The sequence below is a fragment of the Mesorhizobium sp. P2_D1 genome (assembly GCF_056404455.1).
The window spans coordinates 96,286-120,378 of sequence record NZ_JBFUDZ010000004.1; the positions used below are offsets into that span (position 1 = coordinate 96,286).

The 24,093-nt window shown below is 63.5% G+C and carries 19 protein-coding genes; 11 read left to right on the plus strand and 8 right to left on the minus strand.

What is annotated here, in order from left to right:
- Positions 1-17 precede the first annotated feature (17 nt).
- Complete coding sequence (locus AC1D0I_RS05760; RefSeq protein WP_245331034.1) at positions 18-362, minus strand: exopolysaccharide production repressor exox; 345 nt, start codon at positions 360-362, stop codon at positions 18-20.
- Between the two features lie 532 nt (positions 363-894).
- On the opposite strand from AC1D0I_RS05760, the gene AC1D0I_RS05765 reads away from it, so the two are divergent.
- Together AC1D0I_RS05765 and AC1D0I_RS05770 are read left to right on the plus strand one after the other, a co-directional pair.
- A complete protein-coding gene (locus tag AC1D0I_RS05765) occupies positions 895-1,572 on the plus strand; it encodes a sugar transferase (RefSeq protein WP_184873244.1) in 678 nt (225 codons plus the stop codon).
- Positions 1,573-1,654: 82 nt separating this feature from the next.
- Entirely contained in the window at positions 1,655-2,920 is a 1,266-nt protein-coding gene (locus tag AC1D0I_RS05770; protein ID WP_477393630.1) for a polysaccharide biosynthesis/export family protein, read from the plus strand.
- A gap of 389 nt (positions 2,921-3,309) precedes the next feature.
- On the opposite strand, the gene AC1D0I_RS05775 is transcribed toward AC1D0I_RS05770, so the two are convergent.
- From AC1D0I_RS05775 to AC1D0I_RS05795, 5 genes are all read right to left on the minus strand, one after another.
- The gene (locus tag AC1D0I_RS05775; RefSeq protein ID WP_477393632.1) at positions 3,310-4,623 is read right to left on the minus strand and encodes an O-antigen ligase family protein; all 1,314 of its coding nucleotides are present in this window, start codon (positions 4,621-4,623) and stop codon (positions 3,310-3,312) included.
- Positions 4,624-4,838: 215 nt separating this feature from the next.
- Positions 4,839-5,666 (minus strand): SDR family NAD(P)-dependent oxidoreductase, encoded by an 828-nt coding sequence (locus AC1D0I_RS05780; protein ID WP_477393634.1) that lies wholly within the window; start codon positions 5,664-5,666, stop codon positions 4,839-4,841.
- Positions 5,667-5,743: 77 nt separating this feature from the next.
- Positions 5,744-6,229, minus strand: coding sequence for an acetone carboxylase subunit gamma (locus AC1D0I_RS05785; RefSeq protein ID WP_477393636.1), 486 nt, complete (start codon positions 6,227-6,229; stop codon positions 5,744-5,746).
- Positions 6,226-8,430 carry a hydantoinase B/oxoprolinase family protein gene (locus AC1D0I_RS05790; RefSeq protein WP_477393637.1) on the minus strand — a complete coding sequence of 735 codons (2,205 nt, stop codon included), beginning with the start codon at positions 8,428-8,430 and terminating at the stop codon, positions 6,226-6,228. The genes AC1D0I_RS05785 and AC1D0I_RS05790 overlap by 4 nt, the downstream gene beginning before the upstream one ends.
- A 13-nt stretch (positions 8,431-8,443) precedes the next feature.
- The gene (locus AC1D0I_RS05795) at positions 8,444-10,573 is read right to left on the minus strand and encodes a hydantoinase/oxoprolinase family protein (RefSeq protein WP_477393762.1); all 2,130 of its coding nucleotides are present in this window, start codon (positions 10,571-10,573) and stop codon (positions 8,444-8,446) included.
- A 160-nt stretch (positions 10,574-10,733) separates the two neighbouring features.
- Here AC1D0I_RS05795 and AC1D0I_RS05800 point away from each other — a divergent pair, with 160 nt between their 5' ends.
- The 4 genes from AC1D0I_RS05800 to AC1D0I_RS05815 all read left to right on the plus strand — a co-directional run bounded on the left by AC1D0I_RS05800 (position 10,734) and on the right by AC1D0I_RS05815 (position 15,959).
- Complete coding sequence (locus tag AC1D0I_RS05800; protein ID WP_477393639.1) at positions 10,734-11,513, plus strand: helix-turn-helix transcriptional regulator; 780 nt, start codon at positions 10,734-10,736, stop codon at positions 11,511-11,513.
- A gap of 261 nt (positions 11,514-11,774) precedes the next feature.
- Positions 11,775-13,106 (plus strand): glucoamylase family protein, encoded by a 1,332-nt coding sequence (locus AC1D0I_RS05805; protein WP_477393764.1) that lies wholly within the window; start codon positions 11,775-11,777, stop codon positions 13,104-13,106.
- Positions 13,096-14,625, plus strand: a complete 1,530-nt coding sequence (locus tag AC1D0I_RS05810; RefSeq protein WP_477393641.1) for a mercuric reductase — start codon at positions 13,096-13,098, stop codon at positions 14,623-14,625. The genes AC1D0I_RS05805 and AC1D0I_RS05810 overlap by 11 nt, the downstream gene beginning before the upstream one ends.
- A 119-nt stretch (positions 14,626-14,744) precedes the next feature.
- Positions 14,745-15,959 (plus strand): glycosyltransferase family 4 protein, encoded by a 1,215-nt coding sequence (locus AC1D0I_RS05815; RefSeq protein WP_477393643.1) that lies wholly within the window; start codon positions 14,745-14,747, stop codon positions 15,957-15,959.
- A gap of 21 nt (positions 15,960-15,980) precedes the next feature.
- Here the strand turns inward: AC1D0I_RS05815 and AC1D0I_RS05820 are convergent, their stop codons facing one another.
- Both AC1D0I_RS05820 and AC1D0I_RS05825 read right to left on the minus strand, forming a co-directional pair.
- Complete coding sequence (locus AC1D0I_RS05820; protein WP_477393645.1) at positions 15,981-16,556, minus strand: DUF1349 domain-containing protein; 576 nt, start codon at positions 16,554-16,556, stop codon at positions 15,981-15,983.
- Positions 16,557-16,678: 122 nt separating this feature from the next.
- Positions 16,679-18,118 carry an aldehyde dehydrogenase family protein gene (locus AC1D0I_RS05825; protein ID WP_477393647.1) on the minus strand — a complete coding sequence of 480 codons (1,440 nt, stop codon included), beginning with the start codon at positions 18,116-18,118 and terminating at the stop codon, positions 16,679-16,681.
- Positions 18,119-18,389: 271 nt separating this feature from the next.
- Here AC1D0I_RS05825 and AC1D0I_RS05830 point away from each other — a divergent pair, with 271 nt between their 5' ends.
- From AC1D0I_RS05830 to AC1D0I_RS05850, 5 genes are all read left to right on the plus strand, one after another.
- A complete protein-coding gene (locus tag AC1D0I_RS05830) occupies positions 18,390-19,049 on the plus strand; it encodes a TetR/AcrR family transcriptional regulator (protein ID WP_477225190.1) in 660 nt (219 codons plus the stop codon).
- A gap of 96 nt (positions 19,050-19,145) precedes the next feature.
- On the plus strand, positions 19,146-20,399 hold the full coding sequence (locus tag AC1D0I_RS05835; RefSeq protein WP_477393648.1) for a sarcosine oxidase subunit beta family protein: 1,254 nt from the start codon (positions 19,146-19,148) through the stop codon (positions 20,397-20,399).
- Between the two features lie 9 nt (positions 20,400-20,408).
- The gene (locus tag AC1D0I_RS05840) at positions 20,409-20,675 is read left to right on the plus strand and encodes a sarcosine oxidase subunit delta (protein ID WP_477393650.1); all 267 of its coding nucleotides are present in this window, start codon (positions 20,409-20,411) and stop codon (positions 20,673-20,675) included.
- Positions 20,672-23,557 (plus strand): sarcosine oxidase subunit alpha family protein, encoded by a 2,886-nt coding sequence (locus AC1D0I_RS05845; protein ID WP_477393651.1) that lies wholly within the window; start codon positions 20,672-20,674, stop codon positions 23,555-23,557. The genes AC1D0I_RS05840 and AC1D0I_RS05845 overlap by 4 nt, the downstream gene beginning before the upstream one ends.
- The gene (locus AC1D0I_RS05850) at positions 23,550-24,083 is read left to right on the plus strand and encodes a hypothetical protein (protein ID WP_477393653.1); all 534 of its coding nucleotides are present in this window, start codon (positions 23,550-23,552) and stop codon (positions 24,081-24,083) included. Before AC1D0I_RS05845 ends, AC1D0I_RS05850 begins: the two co-directional genes overlap by 8 nt.
- Positions 24,084-24,093: the final 10 nt, after the last annotated feature.

The following is a 24,093-nucleotide window of genomic DNA, read 5'->3' on the forward strand; positions in this document are numbered from 1 at the left end:
GGCTGCCAGGCTTCTGGTTAGTGCAGGCTTCGCCTGGCGCTGCCCAGCTTCTCGCCTTCGGCCACCTCGGGCGCATTCAGCTTTCTCTCCGCGTCGCGAGCCATGTCGGCCGGCGTCGGCGGGCTCCTGGCGATCATGGCATAGACGAGGACGAAGTAGCCCGCCTGAATGATAATTGCGCAGATGATCACGCGGATCAGCGTCGTACCGATCGAAGCGCCGCCTAGCCAGGACCAGGCAACGACGATTGAAAGAGCGAAAATCATCCCGACGATGAATTTTGGAAGTGCCATACCCAACAGCCCATAAACCGGCTCGGGTCTATATAACGATTGCCCCACCCGAGCGCCGTCCCTTGTCATGCGGGCTTGTTAAGGTCGCCCGCTCTCGGCCGGTTGCTTCCGGCCTTTTCTACCTGTCGCCACTGTGACAGGTATAATTTGCAATTCTATTAAGGCGAGCAGTAGGCGGCAAGGGCAACTCCGGATATTTTTGATTGAGCTTTTGCGATCGATTCGGCCATGCTGCAATGCACGCAAGGGGATTTGAACGGACCTCGAATGATCGCCATTCTTGAGTAAAAGAAACAATATTAAGTAGTATTTTACGGGATTTGCCTTGAGTATCGAGCTCCGCTAAAGCACTATTGTGCTCCGTGCCTTACCCCGCAGGACAGCCCGCCTAAGAACCGCCCCAAAAAGGCCTTTATTTTTCGGGGTTTGCCCATTTATTGTCACAAATGTGCTAAATATCCCGAAATTTGTGCATGGCTAGCTTATTATTTAGTCAATTCATGACGCGACTATTTCAACCGGTTGGTAAATTGTGTGTTGCGCTGCAACATTTTTTTGGTATCTTGCGGCGAACCATTCGTTCACGCATGGAGTTTACGGCATGAGGGACGTTGCCAAGTCGGCCACAGCGGGCTTTTCGCAGGTCGACATCGATTTTCCGCCGCCGATCGGCGGCCTGCTCAAACGCAGCTTCGATATCACCGGATCACTGATTGGCTTGATCGCTCTCAGCCCGCTGTTTGTCATGATCGCTCTGCTCGTCAAACTTTCCGACGGCGGATCGATTTTCTACGGCCACAGGCGAATCGGACGCGGGGGACGGATTTTTCCGTGCCTGAAGTTCCGCACCATGGTCCCCGATGGCGACAAGGTGCTGGCCGCTTATCTGGCCACAAACCCGGACGCCAACGCGGAATGGGTGGCGACCCGCAAGCTGAAGAACGATCCGCGCGTCACCCGCGTCGGAGCGGTCTTGAGGAAACTCAGCCTCGATGAGCTGCCGCAGATCATCAACATCCTGCAGGGCGACATGAGCCTTGTCGGGCCGCGTCCGGTCGTGCGCGACGAGCTCGAGATCTATGGCACCTCCGCCGTCTACTATCTGAAATCCCGCCCGGGCCTGACCGGTCTGTGGCAGGTCAGCGGTCGCAACGACGTCTCCTATGACAGCCGCGTCGCCTTCGATCGCCACTATGTCGAGAACTGGTCGCTGTTCGAGGACGTTCGCATCATCATCAAGACAGTCCCCGCCGTCTGGATGTCACGCGGCTCTTACTGACCGCCGCGATGCCAGGCTTTCGCGGCAAGCATCATCGGGCGATGGGGCTAAAGCGGATCGGAACGTTCAGTTGAAAACAGATATGTTTAAAGCCCTTCGCAGCGGCCCGGTTTCCGGCCGGCTGCGGCGGGCGCGTTTGCTGGCCACATGCCTTGCCATGTCGCTGGTCATCCCCCACATCGCCGCGGCCGACGAATACCGTCTCGGATCGCAGGACAAGCTCACCATCCGCGTTGCCGAATGGCAGACGGTCGAAGGCACATTCCGTGACTGGTCGGCGGTGAATGGCGAGTACACGGTTGGCCCTTCCGGCACGCTGTCGGTGCCGTTCGCCGGTGAGCTTCCGGCATCCGGCAAGACCACGTCCGAAATCGCAGCGGCAATCGGCCAGGCATTGCAGCGCAAGCTCGCTCTTTCGGACAAGCCGGAAGCCTCTGTCGAAATGGCGCAGTACCGGCCATTCTACATTTCGGGCGAAGTCCAGAACCCCGGCCAATTTCCCTATGTGCCAGAGCTGACGGTGCTGAAGGCCATCAGTGTCGCCGGGGGGATCAGGCGAAACGCCGACTTTGGCCCGCAGCTTGGCAAGGACCTGGTCACCGCCAAGGGCAATTTCGATATCTCTGACGACCAGCGCATTCGGCTGCTCGTCAAGCGCGCCCGTATCGACGCCGATATGGCCGGCAAGGCGAGTTTCGAAGTGCCGAAGGAGGCCGAGGGCGATCCTAGACTGCCAGCCATCGTCGCGGACGAGATGACGATCCTGACGTCCGACCAAAAGGCGCTGAAGCTGAAGCTTGAGGCGCTCAGCGATCTGAAGGGGGTTCTGCAGTCCGAAATCGAGTCGCTGCAGAAGAAGATCGTCAACCAGCAGCAGCAGGTCGACCTGGCACAGCAGCAGCTCACCAGCATCGGCCCGCTGGCGCAGAAAGGCCTGATCGCCAACGCCCGGCTGCTGGATTCGCGGCAGTCCGTCGCCGACTTGCAGGGCAAGATCCTGGACTACGAAACGGCCATCCTCACCGCCAAGCAGGCGATCAGCAAGGCGACGCAGGACGCCATCGATGCCCAGAACACCTTGAGTTCAAATCTCGCCACCGACCGGCAGCAGACCGAAGCCGACCTCAACGAGGCCGCGCTTAAGGTGAATATGCAGAAAGGCCTGATGGCCCAGGCCAGCGATCCCTCGATGAGGTCCGCCAGCGACACCGACCAGCAACCCAGCCTGCTCTACGCACTGGTGCGGGTCGTCGACGGCAAGAGCAGCGAAATCTCGGCGAAGGAAGATACGCCGGTGCTGCCCGGCGACGTGATCAAGGTCAAGCTGGCGCCGCTGACCAGCCAGTAGACCCCCAGCCAGTAGACCCCTTGAGCAGTTCACCGTTTCACCGAAACGGCGAACTGCCCTAACTCTTTGCTTTGACGCAATTCCCTGAGGCAAGGCGCTACGCGCTTTTCCCGGGAAAACCGTTTCATACTTTTCCTGGAATTGTTCTAGCCAGCAGACCCCGGAAACCCTGGCACGATCCGCCGTTTCGATCCTTCCCGCCAGGGATGGATCCTGCCTTGCGCCAGGCCCGCCTGGGCGAAGGCTCCCAGGCGAAGCCCCCTTGGCCCGGCTTCAGCCTGCGAAACGATAAAGCGCGTCGTGTTTGAAGGGATTTGTGCGACGCGCTTGAAGCCTTTGTTTTTGATGCATGTCAAAACCGCTGCGCAGTTTTGAGCGTCATGCGCCGCTCAGGACGGGTTGGCGGCCGCCGGACCATTCACATGCCGGGGCCAGGCGGCCTCTCTCTTGGCCGCCTCGGCCTGCTCGAAGGCGGGGCTCCACCGTGTGCGGGTGACCGGCAGCCGCGCCAGCTTGAAGAAGCTGAAATACATCAGGAAGGAGCCCATGATGTAGGGGTTGAGAATCTCGACCTCGACGAAGGAGCGGATCAGGAGCAGCACCATCACGCCGAAGAGAATCACCGAATCCGCTTGCCATGCCTTGAAGATCACCGCCGAGACGTGGCCGTAGAGTGTGCGCAGCATGATCAGCGAGACCAGCGTCGCTCCGACGAAGCCGAGTTCGACGAGGGCTTCGATATAGGTGTTGTGGAAGTGGAAGCCGGTGCGGGTGGTGATGTAGAATTCGTTCCACAGCCGCTCGGCTTCGGCGAAGCCCTGCACCCAATAGGCAGCATAGCCGAGGCCGAGAATCGGTGCTTTTTGCACGGCGTTCCAGCCCTGTTCCCACAGATACGTCCGCCCGGTGAGCGTCGAATCCTTGCCGAAGAGGCCAAGGACGAAGTCCATGAGCCCGAGATTCAAGGCGACGAAGGCGACCACGACCAGAAGGCCGGCGCCGATCAGGAAGATCACCCGCCGATAGCGCCGCGACAGCAGCTTGCTCATTGTAAGAAGCGCGACCAGCGCCAGGACCGCCGGTATCGAGGCCATCGAGGTGGCGGAATGCGCAATGACGAGCAGATAGGCCGACAATAGCACGATAGGCACCGCCAGGATGACGCTCCGCCAGCCGCGCCTGTAAAAAGCAACGAAAACGACGCAGAAGTAGATGCCGAGCGAGGCGACAAAGCCAATCTGGTTCTTGGAGGCGAAAGCGCCGACGAAGTTGTAGGTCCCGTCGAGAACGTCCTCGGAATAGTTTCCGACCCGCAGCGAATAGAGCAGGACGACAAATATCCCGATTAGGGCGCCTATGGTCAATGTGCGCACACTGACGGTGCGCGCCGCGACGTAGGCGCAGGCAATATGGGAAAAATATTGGATCGACGTCCTCGCGGTGATGCCGGGCGCCTGTGACCAGAAGACCGAGAAGCAGACATAGGCGGCAAACAGCAGCGGGAGCCAGGCACTGGACAGGTGCCGCAGGAACCGCCGGTAGTCGACCAGGATGAGCGGCAGCCAGACCGCGTAGTAGGCGAGAATCAGGATCTGGCCGAAAATGACCGAATAGGAAAACGCCCAGATCGAGACGGCAACGGCAAAACTGCCATAGACCGAATTCTTCTCGGGATCGACCAGCAGGGACTTTGGAATCTTCATCTCAGAGTCCCGCCGGCGCGACCCAAGGCCGGCAGGCCGTGGGCCAGTCGGCATATCCGCAAACAAGGGCGTGCAATAAACGGCGTCTCCATTGTGCAGTGCAATATAACCTATCGCGCCCTGCGCTCAATGGCAAATCCGGTCACCTTGTCTTACAGCGAGGCGATTGCCGAGATCAGGCCGGCGCTTGTCGGCCATAGCTGCCTGGATGAGCGCTACCACAGTGCTCCGCCGGTGATTTGTATGTTCTCCATGGTGATGCCCTTGGCCAGATCCGAGCAAAGGAATACGGCGAGAGCCGCGATCTCCTGTGGCTGCAGCAGGCGCTGCTGCGGGTTGCCGTTGGCGATTTCGGCCATGGCTTGCTCCGCCGTGCGCCCCTTGCCTTCGCGCTCGACGACCTGCGCCACGTTGCGGCGCATCAGTTCGGTCTCGACCCAGGTCGGGCTGATCATGACGCAGGTGACGCCATGCGCCGCCCCTTCCAGCGCCACGCAGCGGGTCAGGCCGAGCAGGCCGGCCTTGGAAGCGCAATACGCCGGGTTGTCCTTCCAGCCGACGGAGGCGGCGGTCGAGCCTATGTTGACGATACGGCCCCAGCCGCGCCCGATCATGCCGGGCAGCACGGCACGGGTGACGCGGAAGGCGCCGGTCAGATTGGTGTCGACGATCTTGTCCCACAGCGCGTCGGAGTGGCCGCAGACCGGCTGCTCGGCGGTGGTGCCGGCGGCGTTGACCAATATGTCGGCGGGGCCGATAGCGGCTTCGGCTTCCGCCGCGAATCGGTTGGTGACGTCGCTGTCGCGCACGTCGAGATGGGCGGCGTGAACGCTGGTGCCATGGGCGGCAAGAGCCGAACGCACGCGCACGATTTCGTCGGCGCCGGGATAATAGGCGGCATCGGATTTGTCGGCGCCGGCGGGCGCGATGTAGGAGCCGACGGCGACATTGGCGCCAGCCTCAGCGAGTGCCGTGGCAATGGCAAAGCCCATTCCGGAAAACCCGCCGGTGATGATCGCGCTGCGGCCGGAAAGGTTTGTCATCAGGCATGGTCTCCAGACAATTCGGTGCGGGCAACCAGGCTACCTTGCCTGCGATGCGCCTCACAAGATCAGTGTCGTCAAAGTGGTTTGCCCAGCCATTCGCGATAAAAGCCTTCGAGATCGGGTTCGAAATCATGCACGATCGGATAGCCCGGCGCCGCCGCCTCGACCTCGTGCAAGGTACCGCACTGCGGGCAGATGAATTCGCGGATTTCCATCCATTCGGGATCGGGAAGATCGCTGTTCGGATAGATCTCGCGCAGGGATTGCTCGGTGTTGCGCACGTTGATCGCGGCGTTGAGCTTCCAGTTCTTGCGGTAGTCGCCGAAGGAGTGGCCGCACTCGCAGCGGGTTATCCGCTCATCGCCGCTCTGGCAGATGAACAGGTGATCCGAGACCGGCAGCAGGATCGTATCCTTCCAGGCGACGCGATCCTGATAGACGGCGACCATCTTGAAGAAGCGGTCATCGTCCTTGTAGGCGCTCATGATGCGCCGGGTCTGCGGCCAGGGCAGCTGGCCGGCAGCCAGATCGCGGATGACTTCCTTGCCGTACGAGGTCATGGCTTTGCTCCCGGCGTGAAGATCGACCTGGCGTCGACGTTCCAGAAATCACTGAAATCCTTGGTGAAGCGCGACGACAGCTTGATCGCGCTGGCGTACATCTTCTTCACCTCCGGCGCGAAGTCGGCCTTTTCGACCCGACCTCGCTCGGTGGCGATCCAGTCCGCCACCGGGATTGCTTTCGCCAGACGCTCTTTGCGCATGGCGGCGCGACGCGTCACGGTCGCATCGATATCGGCCGTGGGATAACCGTCTTCATCGTCCTTCAGCACGATGCCGAACACGCTGTCCGCCGCTTCGCGGGTGAGAAAGCCGTTCTCGACATCCCAGGCCGTCTTGATCGGATCGCGCTCCAGCACGTCGCCGTAGCCGCCGCCGCCATTGTAGGAATGGCTGAAGATATCGCCCTCCTTGTGCGGCGAGGTGATGTAGGGGCCCTCGACCACGACATGGTCGCCGCCAATATTCTTCTCATAGTCCGACTCATGGGGGTCGATGCCTGGCGCATGCGCCAGCGGTTCGCCCCTGGCCGCCAGTTCATGGATGTTGGAATTGCGCACGGCGCGGTGCTTCTGACAGGTCGGCGCCGGATAGCCGCCGCACATGCCGCCATTGTCGAACACACGCGAGGAGTGTTCCGAGGTGTGGAGCCGTAGATGCGAAGTCTTGTTGATCAGCCAGGTCGAGACGAAGGAACAGCCGCCGCGATATTTGCCGGCGCCGCCGGAATTCGGCACGATCGAGCGGCCGATATAGACCATCGGCATCGACTGTTCCCAGACCTCGATGTTGCCCATGTCGGATTCCGGGTTCCAGCCGACATAGGCGGTGTCGAGACCGTCCTTGATGGCGAGCGCACCGGAGCCGGCAGCGGCGCATTCGAAATGCGCCATGCCGAACGGCGTGCCGTACTGGCTTTCGCCGCCCATCTCTATCATCGGGCTGTTGACCTGACCGACGAATGCCTCCTCGACGAAACCACGGGCAATGAAGCTGCGCGACAGCAGCCGCTGGAACACGCCATAGGCCGGCAGCAGCAGCGCCCACGATGTGGCTGTCGCCACCATCTCGTTGTCGGGGTTGGTCCAGGTGCCGTGCGGCAGTTTCAGCTCGGTCGCCATCCAGGCGCCGTCATTGACCAGGCCTTCGAAATTCATGTGCTGGGTCAAGGTCACGAACATGCCGCCATCCATGCCGGCCGGCGTGCAGTTCATCGAATGGTAGCCCCAGGGCTGGGTGCCCTCGAAGTCCATGGTGATCTTGCCGTCGGTGGTGATCTCCATCTCGATCGGGATGTTGTAGAGCCAGTCCGGATCGCCGAGCAGCTGGAAGCCGGGCTTGCCTGCCGTGACGTGGCCATAGAAGGTGTGGCCGCGATAGATGCCGGGCACGGTCAGCTGGCGGGTACGGGCAAGCTGGGCACGACGGCCTTCCTCGATGAACTCCTTCGACACCTTCATCCAATAGTCGAGGCCGATCTCGGAAATCAGCTGCTTGACGCTTTCGCGCATGTCGATGCAGGAGGCGACCTTGGCCTTCTCGTCCAGCACCCAGTAGATCGGCATGCGCAGATTGCGCTCGCAGCGGATGACATAGTCGCGGCGGATCTCGTCATTCTCGCCGATCTTCTCGGCGCAGACGAACAGGCCTTCGGTGAAGCGCTCCTGCGCCAGGCAGACGTCGCCGCCGGGCGTGATGCCGCCGGCCTCGAGCTCATGGCAGACGGCACCGGCCCAGCCGACCAGCGTGCCCTCATGGAAGATCGGCACCACGTCCATGACGTCGGGCACCTGCACGGTGCCGATGAAGGCATCGTTGTTGGCGAAGATATCGCCTTCGCGGATGCGCGGGTTTTCCTCGTAATTGTTCTTGATCATCCACTTGATGAAGCGGCTCATCGTGTGGACATGCACCATTATCCCGTTGGACAGCGCGATGGCGTCGCCCTCGGGAGTGTAGATGGCGACCACCATTTCGCCGACCTCGCGCACGCCAGGCGAGGCCGAGATGCGGCGGGCCATTTCGCGTGCAGAGACGCAATACGCGCGCAGCTTCGTGTGCAACGTCTCGAATTTCAGCGGATCCTGGTTGCGCAGCGTGAGTTCCGTGATGCCGTCATAGCAGCCGGTCTCTTCCATCAACCGCTCGGAATCGAGCAGTCTTTCGCGAAGGCGCAGGGCCGAGGCAGGTTTGTCCAACATGGCGATCGCCCTCTCAAGCGTGGGTGTAGTGCAGCAGCGTCCATTCATCGACATGGACGCGATCTTGCGGGTGGACGACGAGCGTCGTGGCGGGATGTTCGATGATGGCGGGCCCGATCACCTCATGGCCGGGTTGCAAGAGATCCATCTCGTAGAGGTTGGCCTTGTGCCAGCGCCCACCGATATAGGCCTCGCGCACGCCCTTGTGGGCGGCAGCCGGATTGGAGGCACCGAGCGGCCGCTTGAGCAGCACCGGCTTGACCTTGTCGGCGGTGGCGATCAGGCCAAGCTCGGTGATGGTGAAGCCGGCCTCGCCATAGCGCGACACGCGGTGGTTGACCTTGGCATAGACCGCCTCGAACTCGTCGAGCACCTTGCGCATGTCGTCGGCCGAGTTGACCTCGGCGAGCGGCGCCATCACTTCGACGTCCTCGAGCTGGCCGGTGTAGCGCATCATCAGGAACGGCACGGTCCTGATCTTCTCGCGCGCATGTCCGTCGGCGATCATCTCGTCGACCGCCGCCTTGGTCAGATCGTTCCAGACCGTGGTGACCTTGGCGCCGAATGCGGCAAGCGTCGCCTCGTCGGCACGGGAGGGGATGTCGTGCTGCGTCGACACCGAATGCCGGCGCATGAAATCGGCCGTTGTGCAGCCGAAGGCGGAGAAGGCGGCGGCGAACTGGAAGGTGATGATGTCCTTGAAGCCGATGCCCCTGGAGCAGCCGGCCAGATGCAGCGGGCCAGAGCCGCCATAGGACAGCAGCGTGAATTCCGACGGATGGATGCCCTGGCCCGAGATGACGCGGCGCAGCGCGTTGTTGGCGTCGGCCTCCAGCATGTCGATCATGCCTTCGGCGGCCTCCTCGACACCAACGCCGAGCACGTTGGCGCATTTTTCCTCGAAAGCCTTGCGGGCCTTCTCGACCTGCAGCACGACCTTGCCGCCGAGGAAGTAATACGGGTTCAGCCGACCGAGAATGGCGTCGCAATCGGCGATGGTCGGCTCGGTACCGCCCCTGGCGAAGCAGATCGGGCCGGGATCGGAGCCCGCGCTTTCCGGTCCGAGACTGACTTTCTTGGTCAGCGGATCGACCTTGAGGATCATGCCGGCGCCCGCACCAATGGTGTCGAGATGCAGCGTCGGCACGTTGAGCTTGAAACGATCCATCAGCGGCTCGTTCTCGATCCGCGTCTGGCCGCGCGTGATGACCCCCATGTCGAAGGACGTGCCGCCCATGTCCGAACAGATCAGCGAGTCGTTACCGATCAGCTTGCCGACATAGGCCGCACCCAGGATGCCGCCGATCGGGCCTGAAATCATGGTTTCATGCAGGCGCGGATGATTGATCGAGGTCAGGCCGCCGAAGGAGAGCAGCGTCTGCACGCCATATTTGAAACCGTATTTCTTCGAGACGTCCTCGATCCCCTTGAGCTGCTTGCGGCCACGCGAGGTGGCGTAGGCCTCGATCAGCACCGAGTTAAGCCGCGACTGTTCGCGGATGACCGGACGAACCTCGTGGCTGGTGTAAACGGTGATCTCGGCGCCGGCCTTTTCGATCTCTTCGCGGCAGATCTCGGCAATGCGCTTCTCGTGCACCGGATTGACGTGAGAGAAGATCGTCATGATGCAGATCCCCTCGACCTTGTCGGCGATCAGCTTTTTCGCCGCCACCGCGACCTCATGCTCGTAGAGCGGCAGCACGATGTCGCCGAACTGGTCGATGCGTTCGGTGACGCCATGGGTACGGCGGCGCGGCACCAACGGATCGGGATGATGGTGGGTGACCGCATGCAGCCGGTCGGCATAGGAATAGTCGGCCCAGGCCTGCAGGCCGCGGCCCATCAGGATCATGTCCTCGAGGCCCTTGGTGGTGATCAGGCCGAGCCGGCGCCCGGTGCGCGACAGCAGCGTGTTGAGCATGCCGGTGCCGGAATAGAGGACCACGTTGACGCCGGAAAACAGCTGCTCCAGCGAGATGCCCCAGGCGTCCGCCGCGTCCTCGGCCGAAGCGAGGAAACCTTCGGCTTCGTTCTTCGGCGTCGTCGCCGACTTGCCTATCTTGAAGTGGCCGTCCTGATCGACAAGGATCGTGTCGGTCATGGTGCCGCCGGCGTCGATACCGATGACAATTGGATTGCCAATGATCGGCTGATTGCCAACGATGGGGCCGGTGAGGTTGGGCTGGGTCACGGTCGCCTCGGAATCTGGTCTAAGTTGTCGCTAGGCTAGATTCGACGGGTGGCCTCGCGCCATATGCCTAAAGACACAATGACGGGCTGACCGACATCGCCGAGAAAAGGGCATGCGCATGGGGACCATCTGGGCGCCGCTCGCCAAAGCGATCGCCGCCACCGGCACGGACAGGCATGTCGACTGCCTGATCGACCTGATCGGCGCGGACATCGCGCACGACCTCGTCACCGTGACGCGCTATTCAGCGACGCAGACACCGGAATTCGTCAAGCACCGGCGCTTCTCGGACGAGATGGTGCAGCGCTATCTCGCCAGCTACTACGTGTTCGACCCCTTCTACGCCTCGTGGCGACGCGAGCGAAGGCTCGGTATCATGCCGCTGAAGCGGCTTGCCGACGACGCGGCCAAGCGCGGCCAGTATATTGCCGGCTTCCTGGCGCAGTCGGAAATCTGCGACGAGGTCGGCATCATGCTGGCCGATGGCGGCGACTGGTGCCTCGGCATCTTCCTCGACCGCTCGACCACCACCTTCAAGGACAGTGAGATCGCCCTGCTGGACGAGCGGCTGCCGGTGTTCGAGGCGTTGCATGCGCTCGACACCAAGGCGCGCGGAACCGAGTTCTCCCGCACCTCGGCGCCGACCGGCCCCGGTGCCTCGCCCCGGCAAGAGCCGACCATCCCGGCAAGCCTGTGGCCGGAGCTGTCGCTGCGCGAGCGGGAACTGGTCCAGCTGATCCTGGCCGGCCACCCGACGGCGAACATCGCCGAGCGCCTCGGCATCACCGTCGGCACCGTGAAGAACCATCGCCGCCGCATCTACGAAAAACTCGACATCACCACCGAGCGGGAACTGTTCCTGCAGTTCTTCCAGCACCAGGTGGACCGATAGATGCTCCTGCGTCGACGTGCCTTTCCGTCGGTGGCGATGTGACAGCGCCATCCATCGGACCATTCCCTGCGTCGGCGGATACAGCTACAATTCTGCGTGACGGGGGCAACGAAGGGAGCGCAACACGCGTATGATTGCCAACGTCCGAATCGACGAGAACGCAAGAAAGATATGGGAAAGCCATGACACCGAGTGACAGTTCGGCATGCGCGATGACCTGCCCGGCGGAACCTGCGGCGGTCAGGCTGGAGTGTGCATCGTTTGCTTAGGGCCGAACCCGCCGCGCTGTCCGATGACGAGCTTCTGGATCGCTACCAGCGTGCGGCCTTCGACTATTTCCTGGAGAACGTGAACCCCGAAAATGGGCTGGTCGCCGATACGTCGCGGCCGAATTCACCGGCCAGCATCGCGGTCGTCGGTTTCGCCCTGTCCTGCTATCCGATTGGCGTCGAGCGAGGCTGGATGACACGCGACGCGGCGGTGAAGCTGAACCTTGCGGCACTGCGCTTCTTCTCGACCTCCTCGCAAGGCAATGGCGACGACGTCACCGGCCACAAAGGCTTCTACTACCACTTTCTCGACATGCGGACCGGCCTGCGCGTCTGGCGCTGCGAACTGTCGATGGTGGATACGGCATTGCTGATCGCCGGCGTGCTGGTGGCGGGCGCCTATTTCTCCGGTGACGATGACGAGGAAGCCGAAATCCGCCGGCTGGCCGAGGTACTCTACCGGCGTGTCGACTGGCGGTGGGCGCAAGGCAGCAGTCCAACCTTGCGGCAGGGCTGGAAGCCGAAGAGCGGCTTTCTCCACTATGGCTGGGAAGGCTACAACGAAGCGACGATCCTCTATGTGCTGTCGATGGCCTCGCCCGACAGCCCGACCTCCGGCGACAGCTACGAAGGTTGGACGGCCACCTACCAGTGGGAGAACATCTACGGCTACGACGTGCTCTATGGCGGACCGCTGTTCATGCACCAGTTCTCGCATGCCTGGATCGATTTCGCCGGCATCCGCGACGCTTTCATGCGCGAGAAGAATTCGGACTATTTCGAAAACAGCCGCCGCTCGACCTACCTCCACCGCGACTATGCGCGGCACAACCCCTATGGCTATGGCGGCTACGACGAGAACCTGTGGGGACTTTCGGCAGGCGACGGACCGGGCGGCTTTCGTACCAGCGTAGAGCGTCAGCGTCGCCGGTTTTCCGGCTATGCCGCGCGTGGCGCTCCGTTCGGGCCGGATGACGGGACGATCGCCCCATGGTCCTATCCCGCGTCACTGCCGTTCGCGCCGGAGATCTGCCTGGCGGCGTTGCGCCATCTCGGGGATCGCTACCCCGAGGTGGTCGACAATTTCCGGCTGCCGAGCGGCTTCAACCCGACACTGGCGAACCGGCGAAAATTCGGCCGCAACGGCTGGGTGTCGGAAGGCCACTACGGCCTGGACCAGGGCATTGTGGTGATGATGATCGAGAACCACCGTTCGCGCCTGGTCTGGAAACTGATGCGCTCCAACCAGCACATCCGTCGAGGCTTGCGCAAGGCGGGCTTCACGGGTGGATGGCTGTCGAGGGATCACGGCGATGACGCCTGACCGGACCAGTGCTGCCGCCTTCCCTGTCGACCGCAATGACATCGAGCTGATCCAGCACGCCCATCCACCGCACTGGAAGAATCCGGGGCCGGACGGTCCCTACAACCTCGTCGTCATCGGCGCCGGGCCGGCCGGGCTGACCGCCGCCCGCGACGCGGCCGGCCTCGGCGCAAAGGTCGCGCTGATCGAGCGCAACCTGATCGGCGGCGCCTGCGTCAATGTCGGCTGCATCCCGTCCAAGTCGGTCATCCGCACGGCCAGGCTCTATGCCGATATGCGCGATGCCGAAAGTTTTGGCGGCGACACGCCGGAGCGTCTTCACGTCGACTTCCAGCGGGCCATGCGGCGCATGCGGCAAATCCGGCAGCGGATCAGCCGCGCCGATTCGGCCGCGACCATCGCCTCGGAAGGCATCGATGTCTTTTTCGGCGAAGCGCGGTTTGCCGGACCGGACGCGGTCATTGTCGCCGGCAAGACGCTGCGTTTCAAGAAGGCGCTGGTCGCGACAGGTGCCCGTGCGAGCCTGCCGACAATTCCGGGGCTGGCTGAAGCCGGATATCTCAGCAACGAGACCGTGTTCAACCTCACGGCCTGCCCGCCACGGCTTCTGGTCATCGGCGGCGGACCGCTAGGCTGCGAGGCGGCGCAGGCCTTCTGCCTGCTGGGTGCGAAAGTCATCCTGGCCCAGCGGGACCCCATGTTCCTGCCCGGCGAAGAGCGCGACGCCGCCCAGGTCCTTTCGGATGCGCTGGCGCGCGAAGGGGTCGAGGTTCGGCTCAACACCGAGGTTGTGGCGGTACGGACGGCAGGCGGAAAGAAGCTCGCCGACCTGCTGCGGGACGACGACACGACGACGATTTCCGTCGACGAGATCATCACCGGCATAGGCCGTTCGCCCAATGTCGACGGTCTCGACTTGGAAAACGCCGGGGTGGCATACGATGCCAACGGCATCAAGGTCGACGATTATCTCAGGACCACAAATCCGCGCGTCTATGCGGCAGGCGATGTCTGTCTCGACTACAAATTCACCCATATCGCGGAGGCAACGGCCCGCATCGTGGTGCAGAACGCCCTGTTCCTCGGGCGCAAGAGGGTGAGCCAGCTGGTCGTGCCGTGGTGCACCTATACCGATCCGGAAATTGCCCATGTCGGCCTCTATCCGGCACAGGCGCGCCAGGATGGCATCCCGGTCAAGACCTATACGGTGCTGATGCACGACGTCGCGCGTGCGGTCATGGACGGCGAGGAAGAGGGTTTTGTCAAAATCCACGTCAAGGAAGGGTCCGACCGCATTCTGGGCGCCACGGTCGTCGCCAGCCATGCCGGCGAGATGATCAATGCGGTGTCGCTCGCCATCAAATCCGGTATGGGATTGCACGCGCTGGCCGACGTCATCCATCCCTTCCCGACGCAGGCACAAGGCATAAAGATGGCCGGAGACGCCTACCGGCGAACCCGGTTCACCTCGCTGTGGAAGCGGTTGTCGGCGCGCTGGCTGGCGTGGTCCAGGCGGTGACCCCTTGCGGGCCGTCGGCATGAAGCTTGCACCGGACATCCCAGCGGATCACGCGCTTGACGAAAGCGCCGTTCAGCTAAACAAGTCGAACCCCTTTTGTGATTGCGGAACGGTCTGGAATGCCGTCTGGAACAGAGCCTCGGAGCGCCGAACGGCGTGTGCTGGTCGTGTCGCACGATCCGGCCTTTCCGCCGCAGTCCGGCACGGATCTGCGCAACCACCGCAATGCCGTGGCGGCAGCGGCGTTCGGACCCGTCTGCCTGGCGTCGGTGCGGCCGCAGGCTGTGGAAGCCGTCGATCCGCCGATCCGCATCGAAGCCCTATCGATCGACGGTGAAGCTCGCACCGGCTCGATCGGCTGGTGGCGCATAAGGGCAGAACATCGCATTTCGCGCTCTGCCCTGAAGCGGCTCGAGGCCCTCGTTCGAGACTTCCGCCCGGACACAATTGTGGTCGAGGGCATAGGCCTGTTCAAGCTGCTGCAGCCTTTGAGACCCCTGACGAAACAGCTCATCCTCGACATGCACAATGTCGAGTCCGACCTGGCGGGACAATTGCATCGCGCCGACAAGGCGCGGTCCGCCGCGGCCAGGCTTGCCACGGCCATTGCCATCAGGCGCCTCGAAGGAAAGGCGCTCTCCTTGGTCGACAGGGTCTGGGTGTGCTCGAACGAGGACCGCGCAAGGCTGATGATCCTTTTCTCGCACAGAGTGCCGGTCGATGTGGTTCCGAACGGAATTCCCCACGTCAGCGATATCCCCGAAACGCTGCCCGCCGAGGCTGCGGCCGACAATGGCTTTCCGGTGATCCTGTTCGTCGGCCATCTCGACTATCCGCCAAATGTCGATGCCGCCAAGAGATTAGCCGGCATCATATTTCCTCGTATCCAGGCGGCTTTTCCGGCGGCGACGCTGATTATTGCCGGGCGCAGGCCGAAGCCTGCAGTGCGGGCGCTGGCCGGATTGCCTGGCGTGGAGCTCGTCGAAGACCCGGAAACCATGGCGCCGCTGCTGTCCAGGGCGCATCTCACCATCATCCCGCTTGCGGCAGGCGGAGGCACGCGCATCAAGATCCTGGAGGCGATGGCCTGGGGCGTGCCGGTGATCGCGACACCGCTGGCCGCAGAGGGGCTTGGCTTTGTCGAGAACCAGGAGCTGCTGCTGTCGGACAGCGATGAGGCGCTAGCCGAGATGGCGGTGGGACTTTGCCTGGACGCTGAACGCAGAGCAAATCAGCGCATGCGCGCGCATCAGGCTGCATGGGCCAGGTTCGGCCCGCAAGCCATCCGCGACGCCGTTCGCAAAGGACTGGGACTGGACGAGGCTGGCGGGTGATTGAGGCGCCGAAGGGCGGTTTTAGTCGTGCAGTTCCCGCGATATCGGCGGGCCGACCGAAAAACCGGAGAATGTGACCTCAAAACCTTCGCGTTGCGGCGAACAGCACATCATGCCGACATCGACCGCCTTCGAGATCGGAAAATAGGCAAGCCGCACGGGCTTCCAGCGGCCATCGGAAGCATCGAGATACTGGACGCGGATCGTCTCGGCATGACGGGTCAAGCGGATCCGCACACCGTGCGGGCTGGCTGGAATGGTGGCCAGCGACCAGTCCGAGGCATCGTTGGTGACGACGACGGAAAAATACATCACGCCGTCGGTGTATTCGATGCCGGCCTTGATCCAGTGCGTTTCGCTGAGCCGGACCATCAGTCCGGCCTGGTCGTAGAGCACCTCGTAGCGGCCCTCGACCGTGACTTCGGCGGTGAAATCGCCCTCGACCTTACTGTAGAGGAAGTGGCCGTTGTCGCGCCAGAAACCATAGAAGGTCTCGCGCCAGAAATCGGTCTCCTTGCCGGTGCGCACACGAACGGTATCGCCGTCGATGGCATGGTGCGGCGGCGGATTGAGCCAGGTCAGGTCTCGCAATGTCATCGCCGCGCGCCGGTCCGGTGTTCTTGATGTTGCCGCGTCGCCGGCATGATCGGCCCGGGTGGCCGATCAGCCCGGCATGATCGGAAGTGGCCGATCAGCCCGGCGTGATCGGCGGAGGCCAATCAGCCTGCGAACGTATAGGCGGTCTTCACCGTGGTGTAGAATTCCATGGCATAGCGGCCCTGTTCGCGCGGGCCGTAGCTCGACCCCTTGCGGCCGCCGAAGGGGACATGGAAGTCGACACCCGCCGTCGGCAGATTGACCATCACCATGCCGGCCTCCGAATTGCGCTTGAAGTGCGTGGCGTGCTTGAGGCTCGACGTGCAGATGCCCGAGGTCAGCCCGAACGGTGTGTCGTTGGCGACTGCCAACGCCTCGTCATAATCCTTGACGCGGATGACGCTGGCCACAGGGCCGAAAATCTCCTCGCGCGAACTGCGCATGGCGTTGGTGGCTTCGGTCAGCAGGGCCGGGCTGAGATAGAAGCCGGGCGTCTTGCGGTCGAGCCGTTCGCCGCCGAAGGCGAGCGTGGCGCCTTCCCTGACGCCGATGGCAATATAATCCTCGTCCTGCTTCAATTGGGTCGCGTCGACGACCGGGCCGATCTGGGTCTGCGCGTCGAGAGCGTCGCCGACGACCAGTTTGCCCATGCGATCCTTGAGGGCATCGACAAAACGGTCATGGATGGCGTCGGTCACGATCAGCCTGGACGAAGCCGTGCAGCGCTGGCCGGTCGAGAAGAAGGCACCGTTGAGCGCGCAATCGACAGCGACCGCAAGGTCGGCATCGTCAAGCACGACCAGCGGGTTCTTGCCGCCCATTTCGAGCTGGAACTTGCGCATGTGCTCGACGCTTGCGGCGGCGACGCGCTTGCCGGTGCCGACCGAACCAGTGAAGCTGATGGCGTTGACGTCGGGACTGTCGAGCATGGCCTGACCAACGACCGAGCCCTTGCCCATGACGAGATTGAGCACGCCCTTCGGCAGGCCGGCGCGATGCAGGATGTCGACGATGGACCAGGCGCTCTCGGGAACCAGCTCCGCCGGCTTGAAGACGACGGTGTTGCCATGGGCGAGCGCCGGAGCGATCTTCCATGCCGGAATGGCGATCGGGAAATTCCACGGCGTGATGATGCCGACCACGCCGACGGCTTCCCGGGTGATCTCGACGCCGACGCCCGGCCGCACGCTTGGCACGACCTCGCCTGACAGGCGCAATGTTTCGCCGGCGAAGAAATCGAATATCTGGGCGGCGCGAATGGTCTCGCCAATGCCCTCGGCCAGTGTCTTGCCTTCCTCACGCGCCAAATTGCGGCCGATCTCGTCCTTGCGCGCCATGATCTCGTCCGACGCCTTTTTCAGCACCGCGTGGCGCGCCAGCGGACCGGACCGGGACCAAGCTGGAAACGCAGCCTTGGCGGCGGCGATTGCCTGCCCCGCCTGCGCGGCACCCGCCGAGGCATAGTCGCCGACGACATCGCCGGTGTCCGAAGGGTTGATGTTGCGGGAGCCGGCGTCGCCGACCCATTCGCCATCGATGAGGTTCTGTCGAAACAGGGTCATGTCTTGTCTTCCTGCTGGTTGGCCGCGCGGCGGCGTCTGTCTGAATTGGTATTTGCCAGACAATTGCCTTGCGGGAAAGCATGCAGTGGGCCAGCCGCCCGCGACAAAATCCCAGGCCTGGCATCATGCCGATGGCGCGGCGGCGACAGCGCCATACGATCCCCAGTCCGGCTAACATCCGCTAGGCATCATCCGGGCTAGGCCGAATTGACCTGGACAGAAGTGTCCATAGCCTTGATTTGCCTGATGCAGCGTGTCATGCGTCGTGCCTATGGAAGCCACAGATACGACGATCCAGCGCGCGGGCGCCACCGGAAACATCAAGGCCACCCGCGAAGACTGGCTGAAGCTTGCGCTTGAAACGTTGATCTCGGATGGTGTCGAACGCGTTCGCGTGCTGACCCTTGGCCAGAAGCTCGACGTCTCGCGCTCCAGCTTCTACTGGTATTTCAAGAGTCGTCAGGACCTGCTCGACCAGTTGCTGGATTACTGGCGGCAGACCAACACCAGGTTCATCGTCGAACGCGCCAGGCGACCCTCCGCGACCGTGATCCGCGGGGTGATGAGCATCTTCGAATGCTGGGTGGACGAAAGGCTCTTCGATCCGCAGCTCGATTTCGCGATCAGGGCCTGGGCCCGTCGCTCGCCTGCCATCAGGCGCGCGCTCGACGAGGCGGACGAGGAGCGCGTCGATGCCATTCGCGACATGTTCGTGCGTCATGGCTATGACGAAGAAGACGCGTTCGTGCGCGCCCGCGTGCTCTATTTCATGCAGATCGGCTATTACTCGCTCGAACTCAACGAGCCGATGAGCAGCCGCCTGGCCCAGGTCGCCTTGTATCTGCGCAGCTTCACCGGCCAGGAGCCTTTGGCGGAGGATGTCGAGGCGTTCTCGCGCTACGTCGAGGAGACGATTTCGCGCAAACGCTAGCACTATCCGCTACGTGCACGATGGACAGGCCTACTAGACATATATGTACAATACCATTACGCTTTACCCTGAGAAATCAGCCTTGCCCGGCACGCCATGACCAGAACTTATTCCGCTTTGTCGCTCTTCAAGGAGGGGCTGGCCGGCCAGACCGGCTGGCAGCCGGCCTGGCGCTCGCCCGAGCCGAAGCCATCCTATGACGCGATCGTCATTGGCGGCGGCGGCCATGGGCTGGCGACGGCTTACTACCTGGCAACGAACCATAATATCAGCCGGGTTGCAGTGCTGGAAAAGGGCTGGATCGGTGGCGGCAACACCGGCCGCAACACCACCGTGGTGCGCTCTAACTACTACTATCCGGAAAGCGTCGAGCTCTACGGGCTGGCGCACCGGCTCTACGAGGGGTTGTCCAGGGACCTCAACTACAATGTCATGCTGTCGCAGCGCGGCATGGTCAATCTTTGTCACAGCACCGCCGAAATGGAGGTTGGGGCGCGCACCGTCAACGCCATGCAGATCAACGGCATCGATGCGGAGCTGTTTTCGCCAGACGATGTGCGCCGGGTGGCGCCGATCTACAATTTCTCAGCCAATGCGCGCTTCCCGGTGTTCGGTGGCATCTGGCAAGGCCGGGCCGGTACGGCGCGCCATGACGCGGTCGCCTGGGGTTACGCGCGGGCGGCGAGCCGGCTCGGCGTCGACATCATCCAGAACTGTGAGATCACCGATTTCATCATCGAGGGCGGCCGCTGCCGCGGCGTCCAGACGACGCGTGGCGCGATCCGTGCTGACCGTATCGGCATGGCGGTCGCCGGTCATTCCTCGGTGCTGGCGGCCAAGGCCGGCTTTCGCCTGCCGATCAACTCCTACGCGCTGCAGGCCTGCGTTTCCGAGCCGGTCAAGCCGATCCTCGACACGGTGGTGCTGTCGCCCGGCACAGGCGTCTATGTCAGCCAGTCAGACAAGGGCGAGATTGTCATCGGCGGCGGGCTCGACCGCATCCCCTCCTATGCACAGCGCGGCAATCTGCCCACCTTGGAGACGGTGATTGCCGGCGTGCTGGAGATGTTCCCGATCTTCGGCCAGTTGAAGCTGATGCGGCAATGGGCAGGGATCGTCGATGTCGTGCCGGACTCCTCGCCGATCATCGGTGAATCGCCCTTGCCCGGCCTGTTCCTCAATTGCGGCTGGGGCACGGGGGGCTTCAAGGCCATCCCCGCCGGCGGCACGCTGCTGGCGCAATTGCTGGCAACAGGCAAGCACAACGACATCAGCCGTCCGTTCGACCTGGATCGCTTCGCCAGTGGGCGGCTGATCGACGAAGCGGCCGGCTCTGGCATCGCGCATTAAGAGGACTTTATGCAGCTTTTCCCTTGCCCGTTCTGCGGCCCGCGCGACGAGACCGAGTTCCACTATGGCGGCGATGCTGGCAACACGCGGCCGGATGGCGTCGATGTGCCGGTCGGGCGCTGGGCTGATTACCTCTATCTGCGTTCCAACCCGAAAGGCACCGCGCGCGAAATCTGGGTGCATATGAACTGCGGCGAGTTCTTCGTCATGGAACGTGACACCGTCACCCACACGGTGGTGTCCTCAACCGCTCTTGGTGGGGAGCACGCGGCGTGACCGCCTCGCGCCTCGCCACCGGCGGTAGCGCCATCGACCGGTCGCGGCCGATCCGCTTCAGCTTCGACGGCGCCACAGTGCACGGCTTTGCCGGTGACACCATCGCCTCGGCGCTGCTGGCCGGCGATGTCGCGGTCGTCGGTCGCAGCTTCAAATATCATCGGCCGCGCGGCATCTGGGGCGCCGGCGTCGAGGAGCCAAACGCGCTGGTCGATATCGGTGGCAGCGTGCCGGCGACGCCGAACACGCGAGCCACTACCGAGGCGGCGCGCGACGGGCTGGTGGCGAAAAGCGTCAACGCCATGCCAACCGCATTGGCCGACCGCAACGCCTTCCTCGATCGCTTCTCGCGCTTCATTCCAGCGGCGTTCTACTACAAGACCTTCATGTGGCCGGACTGGCACATGTTCGAGCCACGCATCCGCGCCATGGCGGGGCTGGGCACGGTCGATACGGACTGGACATCGCAGGGCACAGCCGACCAGATCAACCACCATTGCGACGTGCTGGTGGTGGGGGCGGGGCCGGCCGGCTTGGCGGCGGCAAGGCTGGCATCCGGCGCCGGTCTGTCCGTCACGCTGGTCGACGACCAACAGAGGCCAGGCGGCTCGCTCGGCCACCGGGCTGGTGAGATCGACGGCAAGCCGGTCGCCGATTGGATCAAGGAGACGGTTGCGGAGCTTGCCGCGGGTGGTCACCCGATCCTTCCTTCGACCACCGCCTTCGGCATATACGACCACAATCTGGTCGGCCTGAACCAGCGCCATCGCGACGGACGGCCGGACACGCTGTGGCGGGCCAGGCCGCGCCAGATCGTGCTGGCGACCGGCGCCATCGAGCGGCCGCTGCCCTTCGCCAACAACGACCTGCCGGGCATCATGTCGGCGGATGCCGCACTCGCCTATCTCAGGCTGCATGCGGTGCTGGTCGGCCGCAGGATCGTCATCGCCACGAACAATGACAGCGCCTATGAAGTGGCGGAGGCGCTCGCCACGGCAGGCGCCGGTGTGACGCTTGTCGACATCAGGCGCGACGGCACGCCCGCCGCACCTGCCAACGTCAGGCTGATCGCTGGACATAGCCTCGCCGCCGCGCATGGCAGGTTGCGTGTCCAAGCCGTGACGCTCGACGACGGCACCAGGCTGGATGCCGATTGCGTGCTGGTTTCGGGCGGCTGGACGCCGACCATTCATCTCTTCGGCCAGGCCAGGGGCAAGCTCGCCTGGAGCGAGGCGCGCGCCGCCTTCCTGCCGGGCGACCCGGTCGATGGTATCGCCGTGGCCGGCGCCGCAGCCGGTGCGGTTTCCTTGTCGGAGGTGTTTGCAGGCGCCGGCAAGGCGATTGCATCGCTCGGCCAGACCACGACAGCGGTGCCGCGCAGCACCGGGCCGGAAGCGACGGGCGGCATTCTCGCGGTATGGCCGATGCCCGGCTCGAAGGGACGCATCTGGATCGACTACCAGAACGACGTGACGGTGAAGGACGTCGAACTGGCGGCACGCGAAAACTTCGTCTCGGTCGAACATCTGAAGCGCTACACGACGCTCGGCATGGCGACCGACCAGGGCAAGACCTCCAACCTGCCGGGCCTCGCGCTGATGGCCGGTATCACCGGCCGGACGGTGCCGGAGGTCGGAACCACCACCTATCGCCCGCCGTTCACGCCGGTGCCGCTGGCGAGCTTTGCCGGCGCCCGCAGCGGCGAACTGATGGCGCCGGTGCGCCGGCTGCCGCTGGAGAGCGTGCATCGTGCCAGCGGCGCCGTCTTCCAGGAGTATGGTGGCTGGCTGCGCCCGGCTCACTATGGTGGCAACGCCGACGCGCAACGCTCCATCGCGGACGAGGCGCGGCGCGCTCGCCGGTCGGTCGCGCTGTTCGATGGTTCGACGCTCGGCAAGATCGAGGTGATCGGACCCAAGGCGGCCGAATTCGTCGATTTTATCTACTACAACACCATGTCGACGCTGAAACCCGGCCGCTGCCGCTATGGCTTCATGCTGTCGGAGAATGGCGTGGTCTTCGATGACGGCGTGCTGGTTCGGCTCGACGAGCATCGCTTCGTCGTGTCGTGCTCGTCCTCGCATGTCGCTGCCGTGCATGCGCGGCTGGAGGAATGGCGCCAGGACCGCTTCGGGCGCGGCGCCGTCTACATCCACAACGCCACCGCCGAAATGGCGACGCTGACCGTTTCCGGGCCGAACGCCCGGAAGTTGCTCGAAACGCTGGATCTCGGTCTCTCGCTCGACGATGCCGACCTGCCGCATATGGCGGTCAGCCATGGCTCCTATGCAGGTGACGAGGTCCGCATCGCCCGCGTCAGCTTCACCGGCGACAGGAGCTACGAGATCTCCATCCGGGCTGATCGCGCCGAGCCGCTGTGGGCGCATCTACGCCATGCCGGCCAGGCGTTCGACGCCGTCGTCATCGGCCTCGAGGCATTGATGATCCTGCGGGCCGAGAAGGGTTTTATCGTCATCGGCAAGGACACTGACGGCACCACGCTGCCGCAGGATCTCGGCGTCGAGGGTCCGCGCGCCAAACGTCAGGGTGAATTCGTCGGCCGCCGCTCGCTGTTCACCGAAGAGGCATCGCGCGGCGACCGCATGCAGCTTGTCGGACTGACGGTGCCCTCTGGCGAAGCGCCGCTGCCGACCGGCGCGCATGGCGTCAGGTGGAGCGATGGCAGATTGCGCAGCCAGGGCTTTGTCACCTCGAGCTACCAGAGCCCAGCACTCGGTCGTCCGATCGCACTTGGGCTGATCGAACGCGGCGCCGCCCGCCACGGCGAGACGATCGACATCCAGCACCTCGGCAAGGTCAGCAAGGCGACGATTACCGCGCCTTGCGCCTTCGACCCCGTAGGAGACCGGCTGCATGCGTGATCTGGCTGAAAAATGGTCTGTCGCGCCCGACTGGCAGTCGGCGGTCATCACGGCACCCGGCCTCGTGGTGCGCGCGACCGCCGGCCTCAATCAGTTGCTGGTCAGCGGCGACCTCGATGCCTGGTCGCGGGCGTCCGGCCAGGACGCAAATGGGGTCGGTGCCTTTGGCACGGCGCAAGGCGACCGCTATGCGGCGCGGCTGGCGCGCGACCGGCTGCTCGTCGTGTCGAACAGCCCACTCGCCGTCGCGATGGGCTGGCACGCAGAAGGCTTCGCGGTGACGGCGGTCAGCGCCGGGCTGCAGGTGTTCGAGGTTGAGGGCTCGGCGCTCGACGCTTTCATCGCGCGCGGGACGACACTCGATGCCAAGCAAGCGAGTGCCAGCGCAGCGCTTTCCTTCGCCGGCATAAGCGCCATCGTCTATCGCCATCAGGGCAGGCTGCGCATTCATGTCGATCGCGGGCTTGCCGCCTATCTCTGGACATGGATGGCAACGGCGGCCAGCAACATCAGCGCTGGATCATAGAATTAGCCGG

What these genes read in the sequence shown, in the direction of transcription:
- AC1D0I_RS05760 (WP_245331034.1), bottom strand. Translation starts at nt 362, where the DNA reads ATGACAAGGGACGGCGCTCGGGTGGGGCAATCGTTATATAGACCCGAG.
- AC1D0I_RS05765 (WP_184873244.1), top strand. Translation starts at nt 895, where the DNA reads ATGAGGGACGTTGCCAAGTCGGCCACAGCGGGCTTTTCGCAGGTCGAC.
- AC1D0I_RS05770 (WP_477393630.1), top strand. Translation starts at nt 1,655, where the DNA reads ATGTTTAAAGCCCTTCGCAGCGGCCCGGTTTCCGGCCGGCTGCGGCGG.
- AC1D0I_RS05775 (WP_477393632.1), bottom strand. Translation starts at nt 4,623, where the DNA reads ATGAAGATTCCAAAGTCCCTGCTGGTCGATCCCGAGAAGAATTCGGTC.
- AC1D0I_RS05780 (WP_477393634.1), bottom strand. Translation starts at nt 5,666, where the DNA reads ATGACAAACCTTTCCGGCCGCAGCGCGATCATCACCGGCGGGTTTTCC.
- AC1D0I_RS05785 (WP_477393636.1), bottom strand. Translation starts at nt 6,229, where the DNA reads ATGACCTCGTACGGCAAGGAAGTCATCCGCGATCTGGCTGCCGGCCAG.
- AC1D0I_RS05790 (WP_477393637.1), bottom strand. Translation starts at nt 8,430, where the DNA reads ATGTTGGACAAACCTGCCTCGGCCCTGCGCCTTCGCGAAAGACTGCTC.
- AC1D0I_RS05800 (WP_477393639.1), top strand. Translation starts at nt 10,734, where the DNA reads ATGCGCATGGGGACCATCTGGGCGCCGCTCGCCAAAGCGATCGCCGCC.
- AC1D0I_RS05810 (WP_477393641.1), top strand. Translation starts at nt 13,096, where the DNA reads ATGACGCCTGACCGGACCAGTGCTGCCGCCTTCCCTGTCGACCGCAAT.
- AC1D0I_RS05815 (WP_477393643.1), top strand. Translation starts at nt 14,745, where the DNA reads ATGCCGTCTGGAACAGAGCCTCGGAGCGCCGAACGGCGTGTGCTGGTC.
- AC1D0I_RS05820 (WP_477393645.1), bottom strand. Translation starts at nt 16,556, where the DNA reads ATGACATTGCGAGACCTGACCTGGCTCAATCCGCCGCCGCACCATGCC.
- AC1D0I_RS05825 (WP_477393647.1), bottom strand. Translation starts at nt 18,118, where the DNA reads ATGACCCTGTTTCGACAGAACCTCATCGATGGCGAATGGGTCGGCGAC.
- AC1D0I_RS05830 (WP_477225190.1), top strand. Translation starts at nt 18,390, where the DNA reads ATGGAAGCCACAGATACGACGATCCAGCGCGCGGGCGCCACCGGAAAC.
- AC1D0I_RS05835 (WP_477393648.1), top strand. Translation starts at nt 19,146, where the DNA reads ATGACCAGAACTTATTCCGCTTTGTCGCTCTTCAAGGAGGGGCTGGCC.
- AC1D0I_RS05840 (WP_477393650.1), top strand. Translation starts at nt 20,409, where the DNA reads ATGCAGCTTTTCCCTTGCCCGTTCTGCGGCCCGCGCGACGAGACCGAG.
- AC1D0I_RS05850 (WP_477393653.1), top strand. Translation starts at nt 23,550, where the DNA reads ATGCGTGATCTGGCTGAAAAATGGTCTGTCGCGCCCGACTGGCAGTCG.